This window comes from Reichenbachiella sp. MALMAid0571 (assembly GCF_040151475.1).
Lineage (GTDB): Bacteria > Bacteroidota > Bacteroidia > Cytophagales > Cyclobacteriaceae > CAXBNB01.
The window spans coordinates 25,201-51,204 of record NZ_JBDKWG010000153.1; the positions used below are offsets into that span (position 1 = coordinate 25,201).

At 38.7% G+C, this 26,004-nt stretch carries 17 protein-coding genes; 5 read left to right on the plus strand and 12 right to left on the minus strand.

Annotation, left to right across the window (positions count from 1 at the left end; translation table 11 throughout):
• Positions 1–318 precede the first annotated feature (318 nt).
• Positions 319–2,214: a toxin-antitoxin system YwqK family antitoxin gene (locus AAOP42_RS23245; RefSeq protein ID WP_349530994.1), complete on the plus strand. Its 1,896-nt coding sequence runs from the start codon at positions 319–321 to the stop codon at positions 2,212–2,214.
• Between the two features lie 194 nt (positions 2,215–2,408).
• Here the strand turns inward: AAOP42_RS23245 and AAOP42_RS23250 are convergent, their stop codons facing one another.
• A complete protein-coding gene (locus tag AAOP42_RS23250) occupies positions 2,409–3,812 on the minus strand; it encodes a sugar porter family MFS transporter (protein WP_349530995.1) in 1,404 nt (467 codons plus the stop codon).
• A gap of 229 nt (positions 3,813–4,041) precedes the next feature.
• On the opposite strand from AAOP42_RS23250, the gene AAOP42_RS23255 reads away from it, so the two are divergent.
• From AAOP42_RS23255 to AAOP42_RS23270, 4 genes are all read left to right on the plus strand, one after another.
• Positions 4,042–4,275: a toxin-antitoxin system YwqK family antitoxin gene (locus tag AAOP42_RS23255; protein ID WP_349530996.1), complete on the plus strand. Its 234-nt coding sequence runs from the start codon at positions 4,042–4,044 to the stop codon at positions 4,273–4,275.
• A gap of 219 nt (positions 4,276–4,494) precedes the next feature.
• A complete protein-coding gene (locus AAOP42_RS23260) occupies positions 4,495–4,986 on the plus strand; it encodes an RNA polymerase sigma factor (protein WP_349530997.1) in 492 nt (163 codons plus the stop codon).
• Positions 4,970–5,608 (plus strand): hypothetical protein, encoded by a 639-nt coding sequence (locus AAOP42_RS23265; protein ID WP_349530998.1) that lies wholly within the window; start codon positions 4,970–4,972, stop codon positions 5,606–5,608. Before AAOP42_RS23260 ends, AAOP42_RS23265 begins: the two co-directional genes overlap by 17 nt.
• Positions 5,609–5,720: 112 nt before the next feature.
• The gene (locus tag AAOP42_RS23270) at positions 5,721–6,173 is read left to right on the plus strand and encodes a hypothetical protein (RefSeq protein ID WP_349530999.1); all 453 of its coding nucleotides are present in this window, start codon (positions 5,721–5,723) and stop codon (positions 6,171–6,173) included.
• A gap of 134 nt (positions 6,174–6,307) precedes the next feature.
• Here the strand turns inward: AAOP42_RS23270 and AAOP42_RS23275 are convergent, their stop codons facing one another.
• The 11 genes from AAOP42_RS23275 to AAOP42_RS23325 all read right to left on the minus strand — a co-directional run bounded on the left by AAOP42_RS23275 (position 6,308) and on the right by AAOP42_RS23325 (position 25,981).
• A complete protein-coding gene (locus AAOP42_RS23275) occupies positions 6,308–7,312 on the minus strand; it encodes a family 43 glycosylhydrolase (RefSeq protein ID WP_349531000.1) in 1,005 nt (334 codons plus the stop codon).
• A gap of 26 nt (positions 7,313–7,338) precedes the next feature.
• Positions 7,339–8,748: a sulfatase family protein gene (locus AAOP42_RS23280; RefSeq protein ID WP_349531001.1), complete on the minus strand. Its 1,410-nt coding sequence runs from the start codon at positions 8,746–8,748 to the stop codon at positions 7,339–7,341.
• Positions 8,749–8,751: 3 nt separating this feature from the next.
• Positions 8,752–10,344, minus strand: coding sequence for a sulfatase family protein (locus tag AAOP42_RS23285; protein ID WP_349531002.1), 1,593 nt, complete (start codon positions 10,342–10,344; stop codon positions 8,752–8,754).
• Positions 10,345–10,406: 62 nt separating this feature from the next.
• Positions 10,407–12,200 (minus strand): RagB/SusD family nutrient uptake outer membrane protein, encoded by a 1,794-nt coding sequence (locus tag AAOP42_RS23290; RefSeq protein ID WP_349531003.1) that lies wholly within the window; start codon positions 12,198–12,200, stop codon positions 10,407–10,409.
• Positions 12,201–12,218: 18 nt separating this feature from the next.
• Positions 12,219–15,605: a SusC/RagA family TonB-linked outer membrane protein gene (locus tag AAOP42_RS23295; protein WP_349531004.1), complete on the minus strand. Its 3,387-nt coding sequence runs from the start codon at positions 15,603–15,605 to the stop codon at positions 12,219–12,221.
• Positions 15,606–15,762: 157 nt separating this feature from the next.
• Positions 15,763–16,770, minus strand: a complete 1,008-nt coding sequence (locus tag AAOP42_RS23300; protein ID WP_349531005.1) for a FecR family protein — start codon at positions 16,768–16,770, stop codon at positions 15,763–15,765.
• A gap of 108 nt (positions 16,771–16,878) precedes the next feature.
• Positions 16,879–17,487, minus strand: a complete 609-nt coding sequence (locus AAOP42_RS23305; protein ID WP_349531006.1) for an RNA polymerase sigma-70 factor — start codon at positions 17,485–17,487, stop codon at positions 16,879–16,881.
• A 272-nt stretch (positions 17,488–17,759) separates the two neighbouring features.
• Positions 17,760–19,238 (minus strand): RagB/SusD family nutrient uptake outer membrane protein, encoded by a 1,479-nt coding sequence (locus tag AAOP42_RS23310; RefSeq protein WP_349531007.1) that lies wholly within the window; start codon positions 19,236–19,238, stop codon positions 17,760–17,762.
• 3 nt (positions 19,239–19,241) lie between these two features.
• Positions 19,242–22,319 (minus strand): SusC/RagA family TonB-linked outer membrane protein, encoded by a 3,078-nt coding sequence (locus AAOP42_RS23315; RefSeq protein ID WP_349531008.1) that lies wholly within the window; start codon positions 22,317–22,319, stop codon positions 19,242–19,244.
• A 56-nt stretch (positions 22,320–22,375) separates the two neighbouring features.
• Positions 22,376–23,908, minus strand: coding sequence for a GEVED domain-containing protein (locus AAOP42_RS23320; protein ID WP_349531009.1), 1,533 nt, complete (start codon positions 23,906–23,908; stop codon positions 22,376–22,378).
• A 126-nt stretch (positions 23,909–24,034) separates the two neighbouring features.
• Positions 24,035–25,981 carry a DUF4091 domain-containing protein gene (locus tag AAOP42_RS23325; RefSeq protein ID WP_349531010.1) on the minus strand — a complete coding sequence of 649 codons (1,947 nt, stop codon included), beginning with the start codon at positions 25,979–25,981 and terminating at the stop codon, positions 24,035–24,037.
• Between the last annotated feature and the right edge of the window lie 23 nt (positions 25,982–26,004).

Below are 26,004 nucleotides of genomic sequence, written 5' to 3' on the forward strand. Positions count from 1 at the left end.
AGGCTCACAAATGTGAGCCTTTTGCTTTTTTATTTTCTTGTTAATAACACAAATTATCAGGCTTTGATTGTCATTTCTATCCAATTCGTCATGGGGTAATGCTACATATAACCTCATTTTCTCTCTAAAGAAGGTTGCACAACAGCTGCCACAGTTAGTCCTTTATTTATTTGGTTAATTAAAAGTTAACAATTAATTTCAAAGCTTCTAGCCAATTAATAATTCAAAGAGTGCATTTAACGGACACTCACTCTTGTAAATGAAATAATTGTATGATGAACGAGGTATGATTTTCATCTAATTCAAATCGAACTGATTATGACACGTGAAGAACATTTGACATTCTGTAAAAGATGTACCAACAGAACGATGGATTTACAACAAGGTCTATTATGTAATATTACTGGTCAAAAAGCCAATTTTGAAGGAAATTGTGAAAGTTTCCATTTGGACGAGACTGTTAAAGAACCCGAGGACTATACTGATAAACCGCAATCCAATTTTGAAATAATCTCATCGCTTCCACAAGAAGTTAAAGAAAAACTAATCCCACATCAAGATTTAAGCAATGCAATTATTGGAGGATTTTCCCTTTCTGTAATTAGTGCCTTAATTTGGGCAGTGGTGACAGTTGCAACTGAATACCAGATTGGGTATATGGCAATCGGTGTTGGTTTTCTAGTTGGAATGGGGGTTCGTTTTTTTGGAGCGGGCGTTGATCAAGTTTATGGCTTAATAGGTGGCTTTTTTGCTCTATTGGGATGCCTATTGGGCAATTTATTCTCCCAAGTAGGTTTCATCGCTGATGTACAGACCTTAGGATACTTAGACACACTTATGCTATTAAACATGGAAACTATTCAGCTTATTTTCGAAGAGTCATTTGCGCCAATAGACTTGTTGTTTTATGGTATTGCAGTTTACGAAGGTTATAAATTTTCTTTCAGATCAATACCAGAGGATATAAAAAAACTGGATGATTTAACACCATTGTACTCAAAATTAAGAATGCCTGTTGCATCTATGTGTGTCGTTATATTGTTAGTTTCAGTTTACCTTTTATCCAAAGGTGTTACGGGAGATCAAATTTTTTATTATGAAAGCGGAAAAGTGCAATCCCAAGGTATGCTGAGAGAAGGAAAAGAGAATGGTCCTTGGCAATACTATTATGAGAACGGAAATATCCAAGCTGAGACCAACTATAAAAATGGCTTGGAAACAGGTATATGGAAATGGTATTCTGAGTCGGAGAAATTGTTTAAAGTTGGAAATTACAACAATGGCTTATTTGATGGCACTTGGCTCGTCTATAACGAAAATGGCATTTTAATCGATTCAAGTAATTATTCTAACGGAAGGCTCAATGGTGCTTATACTTCTTATCATGAAAATGGAAAGCTATTTCAAATCGGTCAATATGTAAGGGATAAGCAAACAGGTCAATTTAAAACTTATAATAAGAATGGATTTCTGATCTCAGAAGGCAGATTTAACAATGGAGAGCTCGCTGGTTTATGGAAGTACTTCTATGAAGATGGTACGCCCAGCCATGAAATTGAATATATAGATAAAACAATTTCAAAAATCATGAATGCTTGGGACTTTAATGGTGAAAAATTAGTAAGTGGTGGAAACGGAACTTTCAAGGCCTTTTTTAATAATAATTCAGTATCTCAAGAAGGAAAACTGGAATTTGGTAAAAGGGTTGGAGAATGGAAAACCTATTTTGGTGATGGCAAATTGAAAGAAGTTGGTAACTATGTAGCCAATGATTTTCACCTGACATCTGCATGGAATCAAAAAGGTGAGCAAATGGTGAAAAATGGTAATGGTGAGTACACCTCTTACTTTGACAGTTCTACATACGTCTATGAAAAAGGTTCTTTCAAAAATGGTCTTAAAAACGGATATTGGGAGATACATTATCCCAATACAATATTGATACAACAAGAGTTAAATTTTGTTGACGGTAAAGTGCATGGCAGAAGTGTGAATTATTATAATAACGGAAACTTGATGACTGAAGGAGTTTTCGATAAAGATAAGAAAGTAGGAGAATGGAAGTGGTATTATGAATCGGGACAACTTCAATGTAGCATAAATTATGAAAATGACAAGAAACAAGGTGATCAGGTATTCTACAGTGAGGCTGGCATTGAGGCAAAAAAGGAGGTGTACGAAGATGGTAAACTCTTAGAAGAAGTACTACTATAATTTGATAGAAATATTTGAATAGCTGGTTTTTCCAGAAGAAACAATTTCAACCACAGATCTTTGAAGACTAAAGTTTGAAACGGGAAACTAGTATGTAAAAAGACTCTTCAGACTGTTCTGAGAAATAGAAGCTTTACCAAACCTTGAAGATTTAGTAAAGCCTGAAATTTTATATTCACCAGCTCGTTTCTTTACTACCCTTTCGATTTCCAATATTGCTCAATTTCTTCTAAGCTTTTACCTTTTGTTTCCGGAACAAACTTGTGAAAGAAAATGGTGGCTACAAAGCAAAAACCTGCAAAAACGAAAAAACCTGACCCCATGCCTATCTGAGTGACAAACCATGGGAAAATAAAAGCGGTCACAAAATTAGTAGCCCAGTTGGCAAATGTAGCTATGGACATGGCACGACCTCTCAGGTGAGTCGGGTAAATTTCCCCCAACAAAACCCAGATGACGGCATTAATGGAAAAAGCCAGACTTGCCATATAAACACAAAGCATCACAACAATCCAAATACCAAGAGTATCCGTAGCAAAAAGTGCTCCGATGACAAGTAATGAGGCACATACCACAGCCATACCACCAATCAACAACGGCCTTCTACCCCAGCTGTCAATTTTCCAGAGTGCCAGTCCCGTGAAAATCAGATTGATCAAACCAATAGTCACCTGAAACATGAGTGCATTGTCAAAATCATATCCGGCACCACCAAGTATATCAGGGCCATAATAAACCACAATATTCACTCCTGTAAACTGACCAAAAATAGAAAGACTCAATCCTACCATCAAGGCCAACCGATAGCCCGGCTTGAGTAGCTCTCCTAACTTTGCCTGCTTTTCCACTACAGAATTTAGAATTGCTGAGAGTTCTTCTTTAGCTGTCTGAGCTCCACTTATTTTTGTCAGAATATTAAATCCTTTCTCTTTAAATCCTTCTTTAATAAGCCATCTGGGACTTTCAGGTATCATCAATAACAAGAAAAAAAACAAAATAGCAAGAATCATTTCAGCCCCGAACATCGCCCGCCATACTTCGGAAATCATTACCTGGTATATAATCCCTGTTGTACTGTAAGTACTGGTTTGTGAAAAGCCAAGCAACAACCAATTGGAAAAGTAAGCCAAAAGGATTCCGATCACTATAGACATTTGATACAATGCCACCAACCGGCCTCTTACTTTTGGCGGAGAAAACTCGGATATGAACAATGGTGCCAAAACAGAAGCCATACCTATACCTAGGCCTCCTACCAGACGTGCTATTATCAGTAAAGTAAAACTCTGAGGTATCGCAGAGCCTAATGCGGACACAAAAAACAAGAGGGATGAAATGATTAATATCGGCTTGCGACCATATCTATCGCCAAAAGTACCTGCTACCAACGACCCAACAATCGCTCCCACCAAAGCTGAACTTCCAAACCAGCCTACCTGGAGTTTGCTGAGGTCAAATTGTGTTTCTACCATCGATATGGTACCAGAAATGACTGCAGTATCGAAACCAAATAAAATTCCACCCAGAGAAGCCACAAAGCATACGAGTGCTAAAAAAAAAATACTCCCCTTTAACTGGGACGGCTGTACTTTATCCATACTAATATCTTATTATGATTTAATTTTTATCCTGTTAATCCTTTATTGCTACCCTAAAATCAACAATAAACATTGACAAACCAAAATAGTCAACAAATACCAAAACCCGTCATCACCATTCCATAATAGTTGGTTGAAATCATGTTTTATGTATATTTATAATATTAAATGTTAGGCTGCATTTCGCACTAAGCGGGTTTAGTCATGGGCACAAGTAAATTTAAACACTATGGCTACAAAGAAATCTGAAATAATAGATGGAAACACCATCAAGTATCACGCAAATGGCGAAACGATCTGGTCAAAAGGGAAAATAATTAACGACCAACCAGAAGGATATTGGGAATGGTATCGAATTGACGGAACAATAAAACGTTCGGGACATTTTGATAATGGAACACCTGTAGGCGAATGGACTACTTATGACAAAGAAGGTCAAGTATATAAAGTGACCAAAAAATAAGAGTTTAACCTCATTGCGATGAATACCAATGTTGTGGAGTTTATTTTAATTACCCTTAGCAACTTTGATATTACAGTAAAGTCAAAGCTGCGAGCTTACCCCCAAGTTTTTTTTGGCTAATCCAGTACTCAACATAACACCCAAACACTTTTCTTTTTTATAAATTTAGACTTGGGTGTAATAATTCAAGGTATAAGCCACTAACTAAAAAAAACAATATTGAGTTCGGATTTTTATCAAACATCTATTCTACCGTTTTCCGGTATAATTATCAAGCTGTGCAGGGCATATACCAATTCACAGGAGGATTTTGAAGATTATTTTCAAGAAGTATGCCTGCAAATATGGAGGAGTAAAGAAAACTTTCGTGAGCAATCGGAATGGAGTACATGGGTTTACCGAATTTCCTTAAACGTTTGTTTGACCTTACTAAAGAAAAAGAAAAACAATAGTCAGCACTTTGTATCTGACAATTTGCCTACTGAAGAAACGGAAGATAATTATGCATTTTCAAACGAATCACTAAATCTGCTCTATGACGCTATCAGAAAACTATCAGAGATTGACAGAGCCGTTATCATGCTTTATTTAGAAGAAAAATCATATCAGGAAATAGCTGATATTATAGGAACAAATCCAAATAATATTGGCGTACGTGTTAAGAGAATTAAAATAAGATTAAAAAAAATATTAGATGGAGAAATCAATTGAAAATATATGGAAAGAGGGTTTCCTGAAAAGTGATGCATTGGTAGCACCAAAAATCAATAAACTATACAGCCAAAAATCAATTCATATCATTGATAAATTTAAAAGAATGATGAAAATTAATATTTACATCATTTTGGTTTTTGCATTTTTAAATTTGGGACTGTACGCTGCGCTTGGGACTCCAATTGCCGGAGGAATCATTTTTTTACTCCTAATGGGGGGGTGTTGGATAAGTATTAAACGGGCAAAGACCCTAAAAAACATCAACACTAATTTAAGTAGCTATGATTATATCAAGTCATTTAAAAATTGGCTCAGCATGGCCATTTCAAACAATATAAAAATGATGCGATTTTTCTATCCGCTCATGTTTTTAGCAGCTCTGATGCCAATAGTACATGCATTGAAAGCAGGAGAAGTGACGAATAAGGCGATTGTGAATTCCGGATTTCACCTCATTTATGGAATCCCTACTTTTATGTGGATAATTGCCCTGATAATTGCGGTTTTAATTTATGTCTTTGGAGGTAAAATCTACAAATGGGATGTGCATTTGGTTTATGGTAGTGTATTCAAAAAACTGGATGAATTATTAGCTGATTTAGAAAACTTAAGGAGTTGAAAATCTCCTGCAAAAGTGTATTTAAGAATACCATTGAGCTTTTTCTAAAAAAACATGCTTTACATGTAATATTTATTGACCTAAGCCACTAACCAAGAAAACCTTAAATAGTATGACATTACAAGAAGCTAATAACCTTTTTGAAAGGTTGAAAAGCGAAACAACTAAAAAGTCTGAAATCAAAATTTATGAGAAATTCCTGCATATTCTTAGAGAATTGAAAATCAGAGAATTTTCAAAAAATGAAATTCAATCTATAGAAACAAAACTCGATAGTTTGAATTTAGAATCAGGGCATGAAAACGACATTAAATTCTTCAAAAAAGCAATAAGAGATTTTGAAAAATTCTTAAAGGACAATCTCTCTTTAACTTCAAAAGGTTATTACACCAATCTCGGTATAGCTTTAGGAACATCTTTTGGTGTTCTTCTTGGGGTGGTGGTCTTGTCAAATTTTGAAAGGTCTTTGGGCATATCTCTGGGTATTGCTATCGGATTGTTAATCGGTTTATTTACAGGCCGTGATTTGGACGCTAGGGCTCTGACTGAAGGTAAAGTGTATTAACACAAAGACTTTTTCTTTTTAAATTAAGCTTATGGAACTGCAAGACAACAACGTATGTAACAAGGCAACTATGATACAAACATTAAATAATTATAATTCCCTGATAAATGTATCTTCTAAACTGATACTTTCATTCATCTATAACACCTGTACCTAATCAAATAACATTCATTGCCATTATGTACCATAGAAATCCCCCAGTTGAGCCCCTCACCTTTTATAGATGAGTCGGTTAGGTCTTGCCTGAAAACCCCTGCGGCTTTGGGTCTGTTTTCTGCTTTCACCGATGTTTTGTTGGACATGAAATCTATGCCATCAGCTGCATACTCCAATGTACTGCTTAGTGAAGCAAGTGCTCCTATTCCTGTGCCCTGTTGCCACAACATCACTTCATGACTTTTGTCAAGTAAAGGTTGATCCAGTTTGGTGAAAGGGCCTTCAGGGTATTTCGAAAATGCAGCTCCCATCTGTGTATGTGCAGGCCCCCCACCTCCATGGTTTCTGCTTCGTCCCTTGTAATACAGCCAATATAAGCCATTTCTGTACATCAATACCGCATCGTCAACACGATAGCTGTCAAATTTTTCAGGTTCTACACTCACTTTCAAAACAGGCTCGTTACTTACCCGCTCAAATGGACCATCAGGTGACGAAGATACCGCAACACCTATTGCTGTGATGTCTGTTGTTGAATTGTTTTCAAATTCTCCTTTTGCATTACCTGGTGTTGGCTTTACCCCAGTGTAATACAAATAATATTTACCTTTAGCATAAAGGATATTTGGGGTAAAAGTAGCTTGAGAATCGAACTTGTCTTTTTTCCCTAGGCCAAGTATTTCTCCCTTTTCTTCCCAGCTATAACCATCATCTTTGGAAACGGCATACCATACTGTACCCCAATACCCAGGTGCCCTACTATAAATTTTGGTATAATAAACATAATACTTCTCCCCTACCTTAATTACATCACTGGGATCACGACGTGTACAGCCTTTTTCATAACCTATACCAGTGACTTTGTCATAACTGAATTTTACTTTTGAGTAAGTTTCCTTTATGGATTTTATGTCCTGCCCCTGCACAAAAAATGGAAGTACAGTAGTAAAAAATATGTATGCACATGCTATTAAATTTTTCATTTTATATGGTTTTACGATCGGGTTATTCAATATTTTTTTGTCTTTTCCGGAACGGGAAATAAACCCGGTTCCCTCTTTTGATTGTTCAGTTGTTTTTCAAAGGTTGTCGACCGTTGGGTCAGTTGATCGACTATTTCGGGGTAATGACCTGCAACATTTCGTTGCTCGCTTACATCTCTATCCAAATCGTACAGTTGAGGTTTTTTGCCAGGAAACAATTTCCAATGGCCATTTCTTATTGCCTTCAAACCTTTTTTCTGATCCAAATAAAAAAAATCCCTTCTGAGACACACACCTGTATTCCCCAAAACATAATCTGTAATATCTATACCGTCAATCATCCGATCTTTTGGTATATCAACATTGGCCAGGTTGGCCAGAGTGGGGTATAAATCGATACTGGCAGCTATTTGACTACAGACCGTCCCAGCCGGAACAGTCCCTTTCCAACTCATTATGCATGGCACTCTTAATCCTCCTTCATTCATCGACCCTTTACGTCCTTTAAGTACACCGGAACTTCCAACAGCTGGTCCATTGTCCGACGTGAATATCACAAGTGTGTTAGATTCCAGATTCTGTTTTTTCAGTGTTTTCAATATTTCCCCAACACTCCAGTCCAATTCTTCAATTGTAGCCGGGTAAAGAAAATCCCTTGATTCTTTATTCTCTCCATGAATACCTGCCAATTGTTTTTCTGAAAAATTATGATTCGGTATAAATTCCGGTGATGCATGACAGGGGCGGTGTGGCATGTTATGAGCTAGGTATAAAAAAAATGGCCTATCCTTATTCTTTTTGATAAAATCTTTCGCTTTCCCGGTATATCGTTTAACCAGGCTATCCTGATTAGGGTTCTTTTCTATGATCTTCTGACCATCATATAATGGAAGAGAATCAAAATTGTGATATAAATTTTCTGGCAGCATGTCATTACTATATGGCAAGCCAAAATATTCATCAAACCCATGGTTTAGGGGCATGAATTGTGGAAGATCTCCCAAGTGCCATTTGCCTATACAAGCCGTATTATAACCTGCGGATTTAAGCAATTCGGCAACAGTTATTTCTTTCGGGTTCAGCCCCAAAGCCATTCCATTGAGTTGTCCTCCTGACATATTGTTTGGGAAAAGTACTGAGGGCAATCCTACTCTTTGAGGGTAGCTGCCTGTCAACAATGCTGCCCTTGACGGAGTGCATACAGCTGCGGCCATATAAAAATCTGTAAAAAGCATTCCTTCACTGGCCATTTTGTCAATGTTGGGTGTACGAAGCGCATTATTACCATAGCAGCCCAAATCTCCATAACCCTGATCATCGGAAAATATGATAACGATGTTGGGTTTTTCTATTTGATCCTCTCCATTTACTTTTATTGAAAAGACAAGAAGCGGAACTAAACGCAACATCCAAACGAACAAAAATCCTTTTTTCATTGACTACTGGTTTCGTGTGTATTTTGATTGCCTGATTATCCTTAACATTTCACGCATCATTGCGGTTCTTTGTGCTTCTTGTTCGGAAACATTCGTGCTTTGAGAAATGTCCGACCTTAGGTTATAAAGCTGATTCTTAGGTATATTTGGTTTAAATTTTCCATCTTCTATATCGCTGTTGACCTCCCTAGCGAAGCTGAGTGCCGTTGGTCCTCCAAGGATATGGTCTCCCGGTTTACCGCCATTCCATCCGCCTCCACCTTGGGCTCCTATATATACCCAGTCGCCAACCCTAAGCACCAAATTTTCACTTTTATAAGGAGAGACTACCAGATGAGTACGTATAGGTTTTGTTGTGTTTTCCAAAAGGACAGGCATTATATTAAAACTATCGGGGGCATCTTTCTCCTTAAGTTCATATCCCGTCAGACTAGCAACTGTAGCTAGAAAATCCACATTACTTATTAGTTGATCTGATTTTGAGTTGGGCGAAATATTCCCGGGCCACCTGGCTATGAAAGGAATCCTGTGCCCACCTTCCCAGCCATCAAACTTGAATCCAAGCAGCTCGCCATTCATTTTATGTCCCATTTTCCATGCTTCTTGTCCACCAACATTCAGCATACCGCCATTGTCACTTGTAAAAATAACCAGGGTATTGTCAGACACTTTGGCATCTTCCAAAGCCTTCATCACTTCCCCCACGATCCAATCCAGTTCATGTACAAAATCCCCATATCGACCGCTTTCACTTGTTCCTTTAAATTGAGTATTTGGTGAAAAGGGGTGATGGATGTTAGTTGTTGCCAGATACAGGAAAAAGGGGTTGGCTTTGTTCTTTTCAATCCATTCGGTGGCTTTCCCTGCCAAAGTCATCCCTATTTCATCATCTTTGTACAAAGCATGAGCAGCAATACCACCTGAAAAAGTGTTAGGACTTTTGTCCGGATAGAGTTGAGTTGGAGTTATTGGTTGACCATTTAGTATCAGGGGGTCTGATGACTCTAGCCCATAAACCTCATCATTTTCAACATATACATAAGGAGGACCGCTGTTTACAAAAGGAACCCCAAAATAGTAATCAAACCCTAATTGGAGGGGACCAGGCAATAAAGGGGAATTCCAATCTGTAGGAGAAGTGTTTCCAAACCCAAGGTGCCACTTGCCTATACAAGCAGTAGCATATCCTTGTTGCTTCATTACTTTACCAATGGTAAGGTCATTGGTATCAACAATAAGTTTGTGGTTGCGTGGTAACGGCCCCCAAACCCCCTTTCCATCATTTGCTCGAAATGGGTATTGCCCTGTTAGAAGGGCATACCTGGAAGGAGTGCATACAGCAGAAGCGGAATGTGCATCGGTGAACATCATCCCCTCTCTTGCCAATTGGTCTATATTTGGGGTAGAAACCTTTGTTGCCCCATAGCACCCAACATCACCATAACCCAAGTCATCGGCAAAAATGACAATCACATTGGGAGGTCTATTGCTATTCGAAAAACTTTCAAATGGCTTTAAAAAGGCAAGGACAAAAATTGAAATGACCGTGGCTATAAAATTTACTTGAGTCACTTTGTTGATATACTGTAGATGCATTACGAAATGTTTTTATAAATAGCAGGCACAATAGATGCACCTGCTATTTTATTCTCTAAATATTACTCAATATATCCTGGATTTTGAACTAGATATGGGTTAGCGTTTATATCAGTACTGCGGATAGGATAGTAGTAATAGTGTGGTTGAAAGATCCTGGCCTTGTTGTCAGCATTAAACTTAATTATTTCATAATCATCTGTAGCCAAGTGATAGCGAAACTGCAACCCTTGAAAATTTTTACCATTCAGTTCTGCTTCTGCTGTCCTCCACCTTCTTGTGTCCCAAAAGTGATGACCTTCAAACATCAATTCCACATTCCTTTCGTTTCGAATGATATCTTGTGTCAGTACTGGTTTGTCCGGCATATCTACTCTTTGCCGAACTTTGTTCAAATAGACTAACCCATCTCCATTAGGACTACTTACGTACAATTCAGCTTCTGCATAGTTGAGGTATATTTCAGCCAAACGAAATACAATATAATCCGAATCACCTTCCGGGGCTACTGTAAGGTCATGTGATTCCCTTACTTTCTTTCTAACATTTAACGCCGAACCGTTGATATCACGGTTCAACCCTTTCATTGGCACAGTTTTTCCAGTAACAGGATGGGTAAGCGTACCACCACCGGTTTTGTAAGTATCATCCATATCGTAAGTACCTTGGTGCACATATATAGGGTCTCCATTCCACATTGCTTCCGGAAGATAAAAGCTTGCTTGTGCCCTGGGATCCCTGTCCCCATAAAAGAAATCATCCAGTGAGTGTCTATTAGAGGGGTCTCCAAGTGTAAATTCAGATCCGTTCATCAGTTTGAAATTTCCTGATTTATCTTCAAATTTCTCTAAAACATGGGAAAACGATTTGAGGAAATTGCTGTAACCATTGCGCCCTTGTGTAGGCCACATCCATTGATCCCATCTATTCCAGCGATCCCCCTGCCCTGTAAACACTTCCGCCAAAATTATTTCACTATGTCCCTCGTTATCAAATATCTCAACAAAATTCTTGGCTGGATCTGCATTATTGTCATACAACTCAAAAGGACCATGATCTATAATTTCTTTGGATGCATCCCTCGATAGCTTCCAATATTTGTCAGGATCGGATATGCCCAAGGTAGTTTGCAAGTCACCACTGCCAATAGTCTGAACCATCCCAAATTTACCAACACTGGCTGCATACAACATGGCACGGCTTTTTAAGGCCAAAACAGCCCATTCTGTTATCCTGCCATATTCATTTAGGTTTTTACCGACAAGCAAATTGTAAGCCTTGTCTAAATCTGAAGCTACGAAATCGTAGACTTCTTCTTCTGAGCTCCGAGGTATCCATAAATCCTCTTCAGCTTCATCAATATCCTGAACCCTATCGACCAATGGTACACCTCCGTACAGCCGCACCATCACAAAATAGCTCCAAGCTCGAATAAAATATACTTCACCTAACCTTGTATCACGGTATCCTTTACTTAATTCAGACGATTCGTTACTCAGTTTTTCAATGGCCTCATTCATAGCTCGGATATCTGAATAAATCCAATAATGGAAAACCGCAGCACTTCCAATATCTGGTGTTATGGAAGAAGTAGCATGTGCATATCCCGTTGGCCAAGTTGCATAATTTCTTGCAAAACCACCATTTAATACATCGGCCATACCGATATTATCATCATTGGATCCTCTAAAAAATCTTGCTTGGTCATAAAGGTTTGCAATATATGAGTCAGCAAGCACTTCGTCTGACCACACATCCTTTTCACTTATGAGATCTAAAGGTTGCTTGTCCAGAGGATCTTCACACCCAACAATAAACAAGCATACACCAAAAGCTATATATATTATCTTTTTCATAATTACTGCTTTAAAATTTTATAAAGTAATGTTTATTCCCAGCGAATATGTTTTCTGGATAGGGTACGTAGATTGTGCATTGGAACTGCTAATTTCCGGGTCATAGTCTTTAAAAATGCCCAAACCACTAAATGTAAACACATTCATTCCGGAGGCATATACCCTTACTTTTTTTATCCCTACTTTGTCAAGCAACGATTTAGGAATAACGTAACCTATGCTCACATTTTTAAGCCTTAAGTAAGTAGCATCTTGTACCGAAATATCACTTTGTCTATTGTTGTAATTTGAAATGCCTGAAAAGTTTGCTGCAGGCAACTTAGCTGCATTCGGGTTTTCTTCATTCCATTGATACTCCCACTGATAAGTCAAAGGTATCCCTGCCCCGGATTGAAAGCCTCCCAAATTAGCACCTGTAAATATTGTAACATAATTACTGGCTCCCTGCCACAACATACTAAAATCAAACCCCTTAAATGTTGCCTCAGCATTTAATCCAAACATTAATTCAGGAGTGGTTCCTTTACCAAGTTCTACCCTATCATCACCTGTAATAACTCCGTCCATATTGGTGTCCACATATTTAATGTCTCCAGGCGAAAGACTCACATTTCCCGATTGATCATAGTCAATGGTAGCAGCATCAATTTCATCTTGGGATTTAAAAAATCCTTCTGTCAAATAACCGAATGTCCTGTTAGCCCATTGTCCACTTTGCTTATTGATACGCTGATCATCCCCTTCGTCAAACTCCCTCTCTTCAAAATGAATCCATTTGGCTCGGGTCAGAGTTACATTGCCAGAAATATTATACCTGAATCCCCCAATAGCATTTCTGTGGTTTAACACTAGTTCAAAACCACGGTTGTCCTGGCTGTTAATATTTTGTTGAGGTAGTGTTGCCCCAAATGTATTGGGCAGGGTTGCATTGCTGGTGGTTAATAACCCTGTCCTCTTTCTGTAAAACAAATCCACTTCCAGACCTATGATGCCATTAAAAAATGAAGATTCCATACCAAGGTTGTATACAGACACTTCTTCCCAGGTTATATTTTTATTGGCCAAACCTGTCGATTGAATCCTGGGGTATGAGTTTCCATTAAGGACATAAGTACTATTGCTTCCTGATACCACACCATAGCCAGTTAGGTAGTTGTAAGATGAAGTGCCGTCATTGCCTACTTTACTTGCTGAAGCCCGGAGTTTAAGGTTACTTAAAACATTACTGTTTTGTAAGAAGGCTTCATCGGACATTCTCCAAGCCAAAGAAATGCCTGGAAAAAATCCCCAGCGTGTATCCTGTGGAAACCTGGGCGATGCATCATAACGAAAAGTTCCTTCTACCAAATATTTTCCCTTATAAGAATAATTGGCTCTTCCTACCCAGCTCACCCTACCATCTTGTGAAGCGTCATCTGTATTGGTGGCAGTAGTGCCATCGGCATTGTCCAGATAAGGTATACTGGAAGAGAGAAGATTACGGCTTGTGGTTTGAAAACTTTTCATTTCCTCATTGATCCTTTCGTTCAACAGTAATGCAGAAATTTTATGGTTTCTAAATTCCCTGCTATACCGGAGAGCAAGTTGGGTAGTGATTCGTTGTGTTTCAGTAGATGACTTAGTGAGTGAACTACTACCTATGGTTGATGTAGGCAAAAGTGTTTCGCTCTGATAATCATACCCATGAACTTCAAAAGGAATCCCTAATTTTGTAAGATTCATATTAAGACTCCTCAATGCCATTTTACCATCTATAGACAATCCTTTCAGTGGCAATTTGTATTTTAAAGACAATGCTACGTTTAAAACATCTGTTTTGCTCCTAGTATACCCTGAGATGTCTTGTGTGGAACTTCCTATGGCATTATCTGTTCCAGATCTCAAGGGTGCCATATCCAATATTAAATCTGTATATGGAAAATTATCCACATCTACTGTAGGATCCGCAAAAAGAAGATCGTTGAAAACTTCGTCTTGTGAAAACAAATTATCCCTGTCTTCCCTCCTGAAATTAAAGTCAAGACCTGCAGTCAAGTTCTCGGAAATATCTGTATCAATATTGGAAGCCAAATTGTACCGTTGATACACACCATCCCCAGATTTCCAAATAGACCCCTGATCCAAATAACCAACACTAAAAAAATACCGTGAATTATCTGAACCTCCCCGTACGTTGAGGTTGTGCTGTGATTGGGGTGCCCAATCCCGCATTACCTTCTTTTGCCAGTTGGGGTTTATATAACCTGATTCAGTGCCTTCCTGTAACTTAAGCAAATCTTCTTGCGAGTATTTTAAATCAGTGACACCATCCTGAGCTTGTGCTCTGTTGTACATTGTGGCAAACTGATAACCGTCTACGTAATCTGGGAAAAATGTACTTCTTGAATTTGAAATGCTGGAATTAATGTTGATTTCAGGAGTTCCTTTTATACCCCTTTTTGTGGTTACTAGAATAACCCCGTTTCCTGCCCTTGAACCATATATAGCTGCAGCCGCATCTTTTAGAATTGAAATAGATTCAATTTCATTGGGATCAAGCTGTGTGAAATCACGCTGCACCCCATCAACTATGACCAGCGCATTACCAAAGCCCCTGATCCTGATATTGGCTTCATCATTTCCCGGTTGTCCATTTGTCTGGTGCACAATCAAGCCTGGCATACGACCAGCCAACATTGCGGTATTATTTGTTGAAGGTGTTTTTGTAAGTTCTTCTGATTTTACAGTGGCTAATGACCCTGTTACATTGACCCTCTTTTGTTCGCCATAACCTACCACTACAACTTCTTCCAATTGCTCGGCATCTAATTCCATCTGAACATCCAGCACATTTCGACCATTTAGAGTAACCTCTTGAGTCTTATACCCAACAAATGAAACGGTCAGTATAACTTCTTCTGGAACATTCAATTTATAACTTCCTTCTATGTCGGAGGTAGTCCCAGTAGCAGTGCCTTTAACTACAACGCTTGCACCAGGTAGCCCTTCACCGTTTTCGTCCGTAATTTTACCGGAAATTTCCACATCCGCTATAATTACCTCCAAAGCTTCTTCCTTCTTAGACAAGGTTGATTTTTTAGAAATATGGATGATATTATTTACCTGTCTGAATTTCAGATTTGTTTGCTTGGATGTCTCCACCAATAAATCTGCTACAGTCGTACCTCGAAATTTGCCACTAAACCTGAATTTCCTATCCAGATCCTCTCTGTTATAGGAAAACTCATAATCGGTAATGGCTTCTATTTCGCCAATCAGTTGTGTAAGGTTGAAATCCTCGAATTCAATGTTAATTGAGGCTTTTTTTACACTTTGAATGCTCGTTTGTGCTTTCAGTCCATCTGCATAGATGGTACTCATCAGTAAACAATTAACAATTAGCGCATGTAGCGATCTCTTTGACATTTTGAATAAAATTTGTCGTAATCGTATATAATTCATAGTTTTGAAATGTTTAATACTTAGAAAATTTTAATATTTTCAGCCTATGTGATGCTCGAACATCCATAGGCTCTTTTTTTGCTTGTAGTTCCTTTATTTCATAGGCATCTCCTTTGTTTTGTTAAAATTTAATCTTTACTGTTTCTTGTTCGATTTCAAATTCGAAATGGAGGACGTAAGCAATCCCATTCATGACTTCCTCCAAAGATTTGTTTTTATAATTAGCCGTGTAATCGAACTTATTTAAGTACTTGTCCTGCACGGCAAATTTCACTCCGTACCAATTTTCCAGTTTTGTGGTAATCTCAGACAAGGAATTGTTTTTGAATGTCAATACACCATCTTTCCAGCCTATTTTATCCAGATAATCAAACTCCAGAACTTGCATCTTACCATTTTTTCCTGCCGCTACATAATTACCCGGATATAAGATTACTGATTTGTGGTCCTTGTTCGATACCTGCACTTTGCCTGTCACAAGAGCTACTTCCACAAAATCTCTGTTCTTACTATTCACATTAAAGCTCGTACCCAATGCCATTGTGGTAGTACCATTAGTTATGACTTTAAATGCCTTTGTAGAATCCTTTTTAACCTGAAAAAACGCCTCTCCTTCAAGTTCAACAATTCGTTCTTTGCCATTGAAACGACGGTCATAGGTGATTTTGCTCAGGGAATTTAATATCACTGTAGAACCATCAGGCAGGTATGTAGTAAGCTTTTGTCCTTTAGGATTTTGCTTTACTATCTTCTGAATAACAGCTACGGGCGGATTTACCGGTTTTTGGACAACAACATTATAAGTCACAACGGAAAATAAAATGAGTACCAAAAAGACCGCTGCTATTTTAAACCACCCAAACCTGTTGTTGGTTTTTGTGGTATTAATGGGTATTACATTCTCATCAGGTTCTTGTCTGTGCAATGACTTCATTCTGGTATAAGCCCTATCAAGATCCGGATACTCTACACCAGGTGTGCTACTTTCCCAATATAGCTTTACCGATTCAAAAGCAGCTTGATTATTCTTGTTTTCACTCAACCACTTCCTCAATATTTCAATTTCATTGGCGGTGGCTTCACCTTCCAAAAAAGTTAAAATTATCTGATCAATTTCTGTGTTTTCCAATCTATCCGTATTTAAAAAAATCTCCGAATTGTATTATAGACTGGAAATAATCAAAAAGTACCTATTGGTCTTTTGAAAAAAAATGAAATGTGAATTTTTAGTAAGCGATCAAAAGAAAAGAAAGCTTAACATGGTTCTAAAAAGGGGGTTCTTTTTATCCTTGTTCAGATATAAAGTAGCTTGTTGTCTTATCGTTTTCATTGAACTCAATACCTGATTGTTGACTGTTTTAACTGATATACCTAAAAGGTCGGCAACTTCCTGATATTTCATGCCTTCTTCTTTCACCATTCTATACACCAACCTGGTCTTTTCAGGAAGGCTTAAAATAGCCTGGTCTATGAAATCAAATAATTCTTTATGAATAAGATGTAATTCCGGATTGTGATGAACAACAAACTCATTGTAATGCGGATCATCAAATGAGATACCCATAAGCTTTGAGTTCTTTTGATGATAATCCAGGGTTTTGTTTCTGGTACAGACATAGAGATAGTTTGCCAGATTCTTAACTTCATGAAGCTTTGACCTTCTTTCCCATACTGTGTGCATTACTTCCAGCACGATATCTTCTGCCGACTCATGATTTTTAACTATCACAAAAGCGTAATTGAGTAAACGGGCGTAAAAATGATTAAATAACAACCTGAAAGCAGGTTCATCAGATTTGGAAATCCGATGTTGAATGCTTTCAATATTAAATGAATCTGCTTTCATTAAATCTGTCAAATGTTCGCCTTAGCCACTCTACTTTGAAAATACGAACTTTTAAAGGTAACAGAAATATCGACGGATAATCAAATGAATGATGCTTTTTTATGGTAAAAAACTTTTTGACACCATAAAACATGCTCTTATTTTCACCTATATTTTTAATAGATAGAAGCAGGTTTAGCTTCATTTTGCCTTTATAATAGAAAACAAAAAGCACCTCCTATTATATAAATAAGTGATGCTTTGAGGTGAAAAGATTAATATGAAAACAGATTCTAATATCCGGTATTTTGCATGAGTATTTCCGAAATCAACTGTGCTGATGGTTTGGGTAAAAGCCTGTTGTTTTCAGTTACACCAGGGTGCACATCCTTGTTCACTTGTACAACCATTTTTCTCCTGACCAAATCGAACCAACGATTGTACTCAAATGCCAACTCCCAATTTCGCTCTTCAAGTACTGCTGCATCAAAATCAAGTTGGGACATGCCAGAAGGTAAATCCACACCAGCATCAGGTATATTTGGATCCATCCCCATAGCCCTTCTTCTCACCTGATTCACAGCTTCCAACGCTGCACCTGACGGGCCATTTTCAGCCATATTTGCTGCTTCAGCATAAATCAAAAGTACATCTGCATATCGCAGCAATACACTAAAACCCTCACCATTGTTTCCATTGGTATCTCCGGCATCCCTGTATTTAGCCATATGAGGCTGTACTCCGGCATCCTCCCATGATGTACCATCTGCAAATATTGAGGTGAAAGTAGCGTCTTTTCTAACACCTTCAGGAAATGCGTTAAAAAAATGGTCTTCGCTGTAGAAATCACCCCACCCACCTTCTCCATTGCCCCAATGCCTGGAAGCCGTATGCATGTGGCTGGGTGTGCCACCTGAAGCAATTGTACCCAAAAAAGTAAATATAAATTCTGAATTGGTAGTCTTATTCTCTTCCTTCCACAAATCGGAAAAATCACTTTCAAGACCATAAGTTCCTGCCAATTCACCGGAAATCAATTCTGCTGCCTTGTCTTTTGCCAGGGTATAGTTTTCTGTCTTTTCCAATGGCCATCCTGCCATCGTTAGATATACTTTGGCCAGCAGTGCTTTTGCTGCACCTTTGGTTGGCCGGCCTTTTTCTGCAAATTCAACAGGTAGTTTTTCTTCAGCATCTTCCAAATCCAACACAATGGCATCATAGATTTCAGCAACCGAAGATTGCCTCAGCTCTTCTACATTAGTTTGATTTTCAAATGTGGTAAGCTGCACCTCGCCAAACCATCTGGTTAAAAAGAAAAACGAAAAAGCACGAATAAATTTTGCCTGCCCTTCCAATTCCCCTAAAGTTTGTTCCGGGATTCCTTCTGCATTTTCCAGGTTTCCAATAATAGTATTGGCATTGGAGATTGACCTGTAAAGATTTTTCCATACGGCATTGATCGACTGGTCATTTCCATTAGCACTGAGCCTGTTCAAATCCCTGAAAATACCAGCATCTGACCTTACATCTTCTGCACCGGAAGTCATTATCAACGGATACCCGTAATCAAAGCTTTCCCAATCTGAGTAAAGCGGTTTGAAAGCTCCTGCCAAAGCTGCCTGAAACTCACTTTCGGTAGTAAAAAAAGATCCGGGACTCAACAATGATGGAGGATTTTCATCCAATTCAATATCGGCACAACCTGTGGCACAAACAATAATCACTACAAGTGACACCACCGTTTTCTTTATTTTTATTGTATCTGATAGCATAACTTAAAATTTTATATCCAAACTAATTGTGTATTTCTTTTGAGAAGGAAAAGTGGCGTAATCTATACCTCCTCTGGAATCTACATTGGTTGATCCTTCAGGGTCATACCCTGTATAATCAGTGAAAGTAAAGAGATTTGTACCCGTAGCATAAATACGTGCAGAAGATACTCCGAGAGATTCAAGAACAGAAGAAGGAAACCTGTATCCAACACTAATATTTTTCACCCGAATGTAGGCACCACTCTCAACCCATCGACTGTCATTGCGAAAACCTCCCAGTCCATTATGAGCCGGAATATTGGTATTTTCATTGTCCTCAGTCCAGGCATTCAACAACCTTATACTGGTACCTTCATCATTGGAGTCAATTCTCGAACGTCCAATATTATAAATATCATTTCCCTGAACGCCCTGGACTAAAACGGAAAGATCGAAACTTTTGTAGCTAAAGAAGTTGTTCCACCCAAAAGTAAACTCAGGTAAAGTATTGGCAATATTGACCACATCATCATTGTTGATTATTCCATCATTGTTCTGATCTACATATTTGGGAGATCCGGGAGTCACGCCGTATCCGGCTGCCAAAACTGCCTCGGTACTTTTCCAAACTCCGGCATATTCATATCCTTTTACCAAACCCAGTGGCTGCCCCACCTCGATCCATAATGCATCGGAGAATCCGGGTAAACCAGCATCTCCAAGCTGTATGCTGGTTTCACCATCATTCAAAGAAATCACTTTATTGACATTTCTGGAAAAGGTAATCCCTGTATTCCATTTGAAATCACCAACAATGGGATTTCCTGATAATTGAACCTCTACTCCCTTGTTTTCTACTTCCCCTGCATTGATCAATTGAGTTTGGAAACCAGATGCCTGATAAAGAGCCCTGCTCAAAAGTAAATCCTTGGTATTTTTTTCATAATAATCCGCAACTAAAGACAACCTTCCATCAAACAATTCCAAATCCACTCCCAAATTGGCTTGTCTTGTGGTTTCCCATTTCAAATCCGGATTTGGTGCTTGTGTAGATAGGTTAATCCCGGTAGTAACATCACTTCCGGTAAATGAGAAATTCGAACCTGTTACCAACTGAGCCAATGATTGGTATGGGGAGATGGCAGCATTACCAACTTCTCCATAGCTTGCTCTTACTTTTAAATTACTTACCAATTGCGAATTTTCCATAAAAGATTCATTGGTTACATTCCATCCCAGAGCCAAAGAGGGGAAAAATGCCCGCTTGTTATTAGCTGCAAATACAGAAGACCCATCCGACCTTCCTGTAAGTGTCAACAGGTATTTACCCGCATAAGAGTAGTTTATTCTTCCCATATAAGATTCCAACGATTGCTCGGTCCTGTTGGAAGAAGGTATCTCTGATTGAGCTCCCAACGACAAGTCATTATACAAGACAGCATTGGTTAAAAAATCTCTGGCACCTGACCAATTGCTTGTAGATACCTGACGTTGCTGCTCAAAAACACTTGTTAATTTCAGATTGTGCTTATCATTAAATTCCTTTTCATAGGAAACTATATTACTATTTTGAAATGAATTCCATCGACTGTTAGAAACAGAAGCCTGCCTGTCTGATTCACCGCCATTAACTATCTTCTCATTGATATAACGCCCATTATTGTTAGTCACCAACTGATGAGAAATCATTGTACTAACCGTAAGCCCTTCTACAATTTCATATTGAAGTGTCGGGCTCACAATAAGCTGGTTTTGCAGATTATCCCTCACCGGTTCTAACGCCAATGCTACCGGATTGTATTCGGTATTGGAACCTACGCCACCTCCCGGTTGGGAATAAGCACCATCGTCTTTGTACACAGGTTTTGTAGGTGGAAAAAGCGGTGCTGCATATATAGGGCTTCCCTCACGATCACGGTTATTGAGCTCAATTGGATGATCCGTTGACCAGGAAGCAAACGTATTTAAGGTAAATTTCAGTTTCCTGGATAAATCAGCTGAAAAATTGGGCCTGAAGGCATACTTCTTATATGAAGATCCTATTACCACTCCTTCCGTTTCCAGATAATCCCCGGCAATACTGTACAAAATCTCATCATTTCCACCGCTAATTGTCAGGTGGTGATTGTGAGTGTAAGCAGGCCTGAAAATTTCATCCTGCCAATCTGTCCCGCCATTTTGCTTAAATTCCGCAATTTGTTCGTCAGTATATACTGCTGGTAAATTACGGGATATTCTGTTTGCATTTGTTACTTCGGCATACTGACCGACATCAAGCAGTTCCAACTTATTTCTTACGGTTGTCAAGCTGCCATACGTATTGTATGTGATAGAGGGCTTTCTGCTTTTACCTTTTTTGGTAGTAACCAATACCACCCCACCAGCACCTCTGGAACCATAAATAGCCGTTGCGGATGCATCTTTCAACACTTCAATCGATTCAATGTCGTTGGGATGAATATCTTTTAAATTAACACCCTGGATACCATCAATCACAATCAACGGATTGTTTCCCCCATTGATAGAACTCACCCCTCTTATCCTTATAGTAATGGCTGCATTGGGTGATGCGTCATTGTTTTGGATTCTTACGCCTGCCACCTGGCCTTGCAAAGTTTCATCTGTCCTTGCTAAAGGTAAGTTCTGTAATGTTTCAGCCTTAACAGAAGACACTGACCCGGTTATATCGCTTTTTTTCTGTGTTCCATACCCGACAACCACCACTTCATTCAATTGCTCAGCATCAGGTACCATTTTTATATCAATGACATTTCTGTTGTTAACCGGGATTTCCTGCTTTAAATACCCAACAAAAGAAATGTTCAGAATAGCCTCTTCCGGTACTATAAAAGAGTATTTTCCTTCCAAATCTGTTGTAGTGCCCGTAGTTGTTCCTTTTACAACAATGGAAGCTCCCGGCAACCCTTCTCCTTTTTCATCCGTCACTTTCCCGGATATTTTTACATCTTCCAATACAGCCTTGATCGTATGCCTTTCTTTTTTTTGAGTTTTTTCAGCCTTGGCAAAAGCCAGATCAAACTGAAAAAACGTGACAACCAAAGCCAGCATTAGCATCAATTTTTGTTTATTTATTTCCATTATATTGAATGTTTAAATAGTTGAATCATTCTCTGATGATTCATTGACTGATTTTTTTATAAAACCTTTATATTGAAGTCCTTCAATGAACTGTTTGCTACTTCACCGCAAGCCCCTGCTTCGGGATCAGTTGTCCAGGCATCACCAGTGAGTATTCGCATCCTCAAATTCCCCTGAGTTGCAAAAGCCGGCACATCAATTTGGGCACTAAATGGTCCGTCGTTCAACTGACTTCCAACACCAAAAACCTGCACTGATTCATCATCATCTTCAAAATCTCCATCGGCATTCCAGTCTATCCACACTACAGATATTGACCAATTGTTGGATTGAGTCAATGAAAGTGTGAAGTTTCCACCCAAATCAACTGAAACAAACTCGTCCGTATAATGTTCATAGTTGCCAGAAGGCTGGCCTCCGGTATAGTTTATATTGGTATTACCGCCTGTTGTCGTTACTGCATCAGCATTGTACGAGCCAGTACCTGAAACAGCACAATATGCCGTTCCTCCAATTTCAATATTAAAATCCTTGGTCGAGCTATTGGCTATTTCACCACAAGGAGCTACTGTTGGGTCTGTTGTCCAGGCATCTCCTGTAAGTACACGCATTCTTACCAGCCCGGGTATCGTTGCACCTGGTACGTTTAGTTCTGCATCAAACGGTCCATTATTAATTTGGCTTTGCACACCAAACTGTTGCACGAATTCTCCATCATCTTCAAAATCATTGTCTCCGTTCCAATCTATCCAGATAACCGAAATAGACCAGGTATTGGATTGTGTCAATGACAAATTAAATTTTCCTCCCGGCTGAACAATTAGTGTTTCACCTTCATAATGCTCATAGTTACCAGCCGATTGCGCACCGGAATAATTGATATTGGCATCCGCACCTGTCGTTGTAATAGTTTCAGCATTGTAGCTACCAGTACCCGATGCTGTACAATAAAGGATACCTATTATAGGAGGGTCATTGCTTATGGTTACCTCGACAGAAGCTGTTTTGCCACCTTCCTCAGTAGTAGCTGTAATGACAACCAGTACAGGTGCTCCATTCTCTCCAGATGCAACTGCAGTTACTTTCCCATTTTCATCTACTGTAGCAATAGTCGGATCGCTGGAAGTCCATATTACTCCTTTGATTGAAGCATCTTCTGGGGTAAAAAGCACCTGATAAGATGTCTCCGATAAACTTGCCATAGGAATTTCTTCCAAAGCAATGCTTTCTACTTTTACTATCACTTCCACCTCAACGGTTTCTATAATGGTACCATCATCATTTTTCGCAGTAATAGTAGTTGACCCTAGGGTAAGCCCCTGCACTGCAGTCACCAAACCTGCCTCGTTGGATTGAATAATAGCAACTTCGGGGTTACTGGATGACCAGATCAATTTTTTCCCTGTTGCATTTTCAGGGGTAGTTTTGACTGTAATTAGCTGCGTTTCTTCCACAGCTATCAACAATGTTGACTCACTCAATTCTATTTCTTCAAAAGAAATAAGGTTTTCATCGTCAACGCATGAAAACAAAACTGCTGAGCCCAACACCAGTATTAAAACAAATAATGTGAGTCTGTTTTTTTTCATAATCGATAAATTCATTTAAACAATTTATTTATAATTCATAACAAAATTAGGATCGACAGGTGTGCAACCGGATTGAATTTTGGTTAGAACATAGGTGTTAATTCGTTTTGTTAACATTTCATCTACTTATTCGCCTAAATTCAATAAAATTTTCTTAGCCAAATTAAAATCAGCAACTTCCTTAAACCTTCCATCAGGCATTCTTGTAGTCAAATCAATCACTTTACTTAGGTTTTCTTCATTTATTGAACCTTCCTCTATGATTATTCTGGACAATTCATAATCCTCTATCCCTTCTTTCATAAGTTCCCACCTAATACTGGAAACCGGGCCATTTTTTCCTGGATACACAATATATTCATCGCCTTGAATGTAGTTGTGTACAGGGTTGGTAAAAGGATCTTCCGGCCAACTGCAATAGGCCCACCTTAAGTATCCCGCAATATCATATTTCAATGCAATCCAGGGAATCAATTGAGATTCCATTGCCGGGGAAAAGGTCAGTGTGTTGGGGTGAGCAGGCTGACCACATAGGTAAAAGGTAGTAAGCTTTTTCTCTTCATTTCTTTCCTTGATTACCGAAAGAGTCGCTTCTTTATATAAGTTTTGATCTGGAAAAAATTCATACGCAATAGAAAGAAAATTTTGTGCAAAATCAGTACTTTCAGGATGCCCTGCAATAGACAACCTTTCGTTAAACTCCGGTGCTTGCTCATTGACAAATCTGGTAATTTGTTGCATCACTTCGTAAGGCCTTTCATCGAAACACAGGTAGGTTTTATCCAGCCAAGACTTCTCATTGAGGTGAGCAACAAAGCTTTGCAAAAAAGCTGCCCAAATGCTTTTATATTCTAAATCACCCACCGAATCAAAAAATTGTTCCTTTATACTATTAGTCGTTTCATCAAAATATTCAATCCTCTCTTGTCCGCTAAAAGATGTTAAGGAATAAATATTAATTCTTTCTTTGAGCCCCATATTCATCGCCAGTTGTACATAACGGTCAAATACAGAGTAATCAAAATTCCAGATACCATCTTTAGTTAATTTCCACTGAACCAAACTCTCGAAACCTGATTTTGTCTGTGGACTTAAAGAGCCATTCAGCCACGGTTTTCTCCACGGTTCGCTTGTGATAGAAGCCGTAATCGTCTTACCTCCTCTGGAGGCCAGGTCTGCCATGTATTTCCCTATCAACGACCAATGCTCTTCTGACCAGGGTTGTACATGATGATTGTATGCTATTGAATTTGGATTGAGCCACATATCTAGAAAAAACTCATAATCAACCGGATCGGGAATAGAGTTTTCCAGTACTTCCAAATCAATATTGAAACTTTGCTGCTCATATTCATTCAGAAATATGGTGATAGTACCAGAATATTTACCGGGCATAGCATTCTTTGGTATGTTGAAAGTAAACCAAACAGGCTGAGCACGATAAGCCGGCACATCCACATACTCCATTTCCACCAAAGGATCTCCTACAACATCCGGTGACATAAACCCGGAAACCTCTTCACCCGCAACATCTTCATACCTGGCAGACCAGATATATTCACTTCGGCTTCTTTGCACCGGAACATACCTGACATATCTGACCTGAATATTATTAGCTTCTATAATATCCCCCTGTTTCGATTTCAGTTCACTTACTTGCGAATACACATTTGTCAAGTCCTCTCTGGCTGCCATTGCCAATTGTGCCGACACCTGTTCATTGCGAATTCCTACCAGATTCAGATTATCCTTGGTCTCCAACTGATTAACGGCAAATTTTTTAAGAGATGGGTTTGATTTTATTTCATTTTCAGTGAAAACCCTTGGAAACCTTGGAACACGGATCAATGATGACAGTTGAAAATTTCCAGTAGGAATCCATACATTTAATCCTGAATCAGGCAGTGCATCATCAACCACAACATTGAGCCATTCGGGTACAACTTCAATGTTGTCAAGTACATTGGAATACTGTTTTTCATCTGAGTTTTGAGCTTTTTTATCTTTTTTGCACGTAGCAAACACAATAATCAGGGTAAGGAAAAAACCAGCAATAGAAAATTTGAAATACATAACCGAATAATGACTTAGAATTT

Coding starts and splice junctions, on each gene's coding strand:
- AAOP42_RS23320 (WP_349531009.1), bottom strand. CDS start 23,908: ATGAAAAAAAACAGACTCACATTATTTGTTTTAATACTGGTGTTGGGC.
- AAOP42_RS23255 (WP_349530996.1), top strand. CDS start 4,042: ATGGCTACAAAGAAATCTGAAATAATAGATGGAAACACCATCAAGTAT.
- AAOP42_RS23285 (WP_349531002.1), bottom strand. CDS start 10,344: ATGCATCTACAGTATATCAACAAAGTGACTCAAGTAAATTTTATAGCC.
- AAOP42_RS23290 (WP_349531003.1), bottom strand. CDS start 12,200: ATGAAAAAGATAATATATATAGCTTTTGGTGTATGCTTGTTTATTGTT.
- AAOP42_RS23275 (WP_349531000.1), bottom strand. CDS start 7,312: ATGAAAAATTTAATAGCATGTGCATACATATTTTTTACTACTGTACTT.
- AAOP42_RS23280 (WP_349531001.1), bottom strand. CDS start 8,748: ATGAAAAAAGGATTTTTGTTCGTTTGGATGTTGCGTTTAGTTCCGCTT.
- AAOP42_RS23250 (WP_349530995.1), bottom strand. CDS start 3,812: ATGGATAAAGTACAGCCGTCCCAGTTAAAGGGGAGTATTTTTTTTTTA.
- AAOP42_RS23270 (WP_349530999.1), top strand. CDS start 5,721: ATGACATTACAAGAAGCTAATAACCTTTTTGAAAGGTTGAAAAGCGAA.
- AAOP42_RS23265 (WP_349530998.1), top strand. CDS start 4,970: ATGGAGAAATCAATTGAAAATATATGGAAAGAGGGTTTCCTGAAAAGT.
- AAOP42_RS23315 (WP_349531008.1), bottom strand. CDS start 22,319: ATGGAAATAAATAAACAAAAATTGATGCTAATGCTGGCTTTGGTTGTC.
- AAOP42_RS23305 (WP_349531006.1), bottom strand. CDS start 17,487: ATGAAAGCAGATTCATTTAATATTGAAAGCATTCAACATCGGATTTCC.
- AAOP42_RS23310 (WP_349531007.1), bottom strand. CDS start 19,238: ATGCTATCAGATACAATAAAAATAAAGAAAACGGTGGTGTCACTTGTA.
- AAOP42_RS23245 (WP_349530994.1), top strand. CDS start 319: ATGACACGTGAAGAACATTTGACATTCTGTAAAAGATGTACCAACAGA.
- AAOP42_RS23325 (WP_349531010.1), bottom strand. CDS start 25,981: ATGTATTTCAAATTTTCTATTGCTGGTTTTTTCCTTACCCTGATTATT.
- AAOP42_RS23295 (WP_349531004.1), bottom strand. CDS start 15,605: ATGTCAAAGAGATCGCTACATGCGCTAATTGTTAATTGTTTACTGATG.